This window comes from Bacteroidales bacterium, from assembly GCA_021648725.1.
In the GTDB taxonomy this organism is placed as follows: Bacteria; Bacteroidota; Bacteroidia; order Bacteroidales; family JAADGE01; genus JAADGE01.
Genome location: JAKISF010000065.1, coordinates 1 through 4,167 on the forward strand (window position 1 = coordinate 1; position 4,167 = coordinate 4,167).

Consider the following 4,167-nt stretch of genomic DNA (forward strand, 5'->3'; position numbering starts at 1 on the left):
GTTTTATGCTATAAATATATAAAAAGCATTGCACTTATACAAATATTTCAACATGTTTTTTGCTATTATTTTGCTGTGCCTCAAATAATTATGTTCATCTAATTTAAAAATCAGCAAGCCCTAATTATGTATCAGAAGTTTGTTATGAGGTTTGAAAGTACAACAAAATGTTATATTTTGGGTTTAATGCCGCAGTTGACCTTTAATGCAATTTATTTCTCTTAATCAAATAGGGAATAAGAATTTCTTTAAAATCAGACTTAACATCTGCCTGAACAAAGTCAATTTTATATTGCCCGCATTTTAATTTTAAATTTTCTTTAAATAAACCGGAAGAGTTTAAATAATAATCACGAACTTCATTCGGATTCAGTTTAATACTTTCTCCTGTTTCCATATCAATAAATTTATACGGACGATTATTGTATTTGAACTCGCCTTCATGTTCTTTATCAGTTACATGAAATAAAATAACATCGTGTTTGCTGTGTTTTAAATGTTGTAATGCAGAAAAAAGTTTTTCGGGATTTTCACTGCTGAACATATCACTGAAAATAATTACTAAAGAACGTTTATGTATTTGATCCGAAATATGATGCAATAATTCGGCGGGTTTGCTTTTTTTGTTCAATTTATTTTCGGCAGACATTAAATTATTAAGTTGAGCATAAAGCATTCGAGAATGCACCGAAGACATTTTTGTTTGTGTATGCAATTCAATTTCATCGGAAAAGAAAGTTAAGCCTGCGGCATCTCTTTGTTTCCTTAACAAATGAATTAAAGAAGCCGCACTGAATATTGAAAACATTAATTTACTTTGAATACTTTTATTTTTATAAGGAAACAACATTGAAGAAGATGTATCAATAATAATACGACTTCGTAAGTTAGTTTCTTCTTCAAAACGTTTAACGAAAAGTTTATCTGTACGACCATATAACTTCCAGTCGATAAAACGAACTGATTCGCCTTTGTTGTATAAACGATGTTCTGCAAACTCAACCGAAAAACCGTGAAACGGACTTTTGTGTAAGCCAGTAATAAACCCTTCAACAACTTGTTTTGCCAAAAGTTCTAAATTTTCAAATTGTTTAAGTTCGCTTATGTCATCGATGTTTTTCAAGAAGAATTGTTAAAATGAAAAAAATAAAAGTTATCGGATGAATATTTTTACAAAATCTAATGTGAAACATTAAATCAACAATTTATCTGATAACTGAAAGAGAAATTTATTCTGCAATTTATAAAATAGGTTCTAATTTATCAACAAACTTCTTTTTAGCAACGGCACCTACCTGTTTGTCAACAACTTCACCGTTTTTAATAAAAAGTACCGTAGGTATGTTTCTTATTCCGTATTTCATTGCTGTTTGTCTGTTTGAATCAATATCTAATTTTACCATTAATGCTCTTCCTTCATATTCTTCCGAAAGCTCTTCTAAGATAGGATGTATCATTTTACACGGTCCGCACCAAACAGCCCACAAATCTACCACTACCGGTATGTTTGATTGTAGTACAACTTCATCAAAGTTTTTATCTGTTACTTCTAATACTGCCATAATTATAGTTTTAATTTAGTTTAAAATATTTTCTTTTTTGCAAAAATAAAAAAAACCGTAATCTTTATATCAGAAAACGGTTTATTTTAAATTGTATTATATAACATTAAAAAACATTACCAACTACTTCCGGCACCTCCGCCTCCGGAACTTCCTCCGCCCCAAGATGAACTTCCGCCCGATGACCAAGATGAACTTCCGCCGGATGACCACGAACTTGAACTTGATGATGAGGTTTTTGTTTTTTTCGGAATAATATATGTTACTGTTCTGGAATGTCCGCAATTTGTACACTTGTAGTATTTTTCACCTTTTCCCGAGCTTGAATATGTTGCTGAGGATATTACTTTATCATAAACTTTGTAGTATGTTTTATATTTGCATTTCGGACAGGAATTATATTTAGAAAACCATCTTTTATAACTTTGAATTAAAACATCGCCCTCTTCTCCTGATATCCAAACATCATAATCAACGGATTTTACTTTTTCTTCTGCAACTTGTCCTTTTTCTAAATACCTGTCATCTTCTGTTTCTGTAAGTTTGTGCATAACAAGTCCTGTTTTTGCACTTATTCTGGGTGTGTTCCTCCATTTTTCACTAATTTTTATTACAAAAAAATAAATAGCTATAAACGGAACAGGAAACAAAATAAACCAGATATATAACCTGAATATTCTGATTGTTTGGTATCTGGCAAAATAATCTTTGTTTATTATGCTTATGATAAATAGGAGAAAAAATAAGCCTACGGCAAATGCAAGAATTCGTAAATAGTAATAAATTTCTTTGTAGTATCTTCCGTAAAAACCGGAATGATTATAGTGTTGATAATCATGATCGTAATTATAATTATCAGTATTAGGAGTACTTTCGGTATCAGCAGGAGTTATTTCTTCTGCTCTTCCCATAAATATCTGAACAATCTCTGTTGTGCCGTCAATAATTCCTTGCCCGTAGTTGCCCTTTTTGAACTTTGGTACCATAAATTTTTGTTGGATTTCATAGCATTTTGCATCAGAAAGAATTTGTTCGATACCGTAACCTGTTTCAAATTCAATACGCCTTTGATCCATTACAAACAGAATCAATAAACCGTTATCAGTTTCGGCATTACCGATACCCCAAAAGTTAAATAATTCAGTTGCAAAGGTTTTAGGTGTTTCATTTCCTATTGATTGAAGCATAACAACAGCAATTTCTGCTTTTGAAGAATCTTGAACTTCTTGAATAATGCTGTCAAGGTAAGTAACTTCGATTTCCGTGAGAATAGTATCCGGGTTTGCAACAAATCCGGCACCCGTTGTTTTAGGGTTAGGCACTGTTTTTACCGTCCATTGCGAAAACCCGATAAAATTAAGAAGCAATAAAATGCTTGTGAGAAATATTATTTTTTTCATTTTAGTTGTTTTAGTGTTAATTGCCTTTAAAATATGGTTTTATTTTGAATTCCGGAAAATCTTCGGCTTTCTTTTTTACCAAAATATTGTAATTTTTAACAGCATCGTTGTAGCGTTTCCCTTCAACAGCTATTCTGTTATAAGAGCCTTCAATTTGAATTAAAACCGTTTTAATGTTTGATGAATTGTTTTTTGAAGAAATTAAATTTGTTAAAGTTTGATATTTTGATTGTAATTCTGCCTGAAGGTTTATTTGTTCATCAGAAGAAGATTCATTTATTTTTTTCTTTAATGTTTCAATTTCATTTTTAAGATTATTTATTTCGGCATCTTCCGAGTCTATTAATGAAAATAATTGCGGTATAATTTTATCTCTTCTTGAAATAATATTTTCAACTTGTGCCCATTTTGCATTTACTGCTTCTTCGGCATCAATTAATTCGAATTTAACGGTTTCATCAACTTTTTTTTCTTTTTCGGGAGATAAGAAAATAATTGAAAGAGTAGCAATTATTATGCCTGCGGCAATTGCTGCAATTTTTAGAATTTTGTTTTTTTGAGCTTTTTCTTTAGTTTTATACTTGTTCAAAAGAGCTAATATTTCTATTGCTCTGTTTTCGGCAGGAGCCATTCTTAAAACTTCTTTTGCATGTTTTTCTGCTTTTATAAGAAAATCTTCATCGTCTTCGGTTTCGTATATTTTTAAAGCGGAGTCTGCCATTAAAATAATTGCTTGAGTAAGATGGGGGTTTATTGAGGCGGCAGATTCGGCAGTTGAATACGCATCTTTGAAATTTTTGTAGTAGAAATGATTTTGCGCTAATTTAAGTTCATTATCAGCCTTTTGCATCATTTGCTCCCATTCTTCTTCTGTTACGCCCAAACTTAAATCAACTTCTTTAAGTTCTTCAAGTGTAAGCATTTTTTCTCTTTCGCTGTTTTGAATAGAAATTACTTTATCTATATGTTTGTTCAGTTTTTCGTCAAAGTTGCTCATGTTTTTATTTTATCAGGTTTTAATTTTGTGTTTTTTTGATTTGAAAAATCTTTATTGCAATTAGGACAAAAATAATAATACCCTAATTCTACTTTACGAAGTTAAAAAAATGCTCGAAATAATGAAAAAAAGTTGTTAGTTTGATTGTAAATTGTTAATTTAGAACAAATTATACAAGCTATTAATATCGCTGATTTTATTTGATAAA

General features: G+C 30.5%; 4 protein-coding genes. All 4 read right to left on the bottom strand.

Annotated elements, in window-relative coordinates:
* Positions 1-202 precede the first annotated feature (202 nt).
* The gene (locus tag L3J35_13670; protein ID MCF6367232.1) at positions 203-1,123 is read right to left on the bottom strand and encodes a DUF58 domain-containing protein; all 921 of its coding nucleotides are present in this window, start codon (positions 1,121-1,123) and stop codon (positions 203-205) included.
* Between the two features lie 118 nt (positions 1,124-1,241).
* Entirely contained in the window at positions 1,242-1,562 is a 321-nt protein-coding gene (gene trxA / locus L3J35_13675; GenBank protein MCF6367233.1) for a thioredoxin, read from the bottom strand.
* Between the two features lie 116 nt (positions 1,563-1,678).
* Positions 1,679-2,962 (bottom strand): TPM domain-containing protein, encoded by a 1,284-nt coding sequence (locus L3J35_13680; GenBank protein MCF6367234.1) that lies wholly within the window; start codon positions 2,960-2,962, stop codon positions 1,679-1,681.
* A gap of 16 nt (positions 2,963-2,978) precedes the next feature.
* On the bottom strand, positions 2,979-3,959 hold the full coding sequence (locus L3J35_13685) for a LemA family protein (GenBank protein MCF6367235.1): 981 nt from the start codon (positions 3,957-3,959) through the stop codon (positions 2,979-2,981).
* Between the last annotated feature and the right edge of the window lie 208 nt (positions 3,960-4,167).

Coding starts and splice junctions, on each gene's coding strand:
- trxA (MCF6367233.1), bottom strand. CDS start 1,562: ATGGCAGTATTAGAAGTAACAGATAAAAACTTTGATGAAGTTGTACTA.
- L3J35_13680 (MCF6367234.1), bottom strand. CDS start 2,962: ATGAAAAAAATAATATTTCTCACAAGCATTTTATTGCTTCTTAATTTT.
- L3J35_13685 (MCF6367235.1), bottom strand. CDS start 3,959: ATGAGCAACTTTGACGAAAAACTGAACAAACATATAGATAAAGTAATT.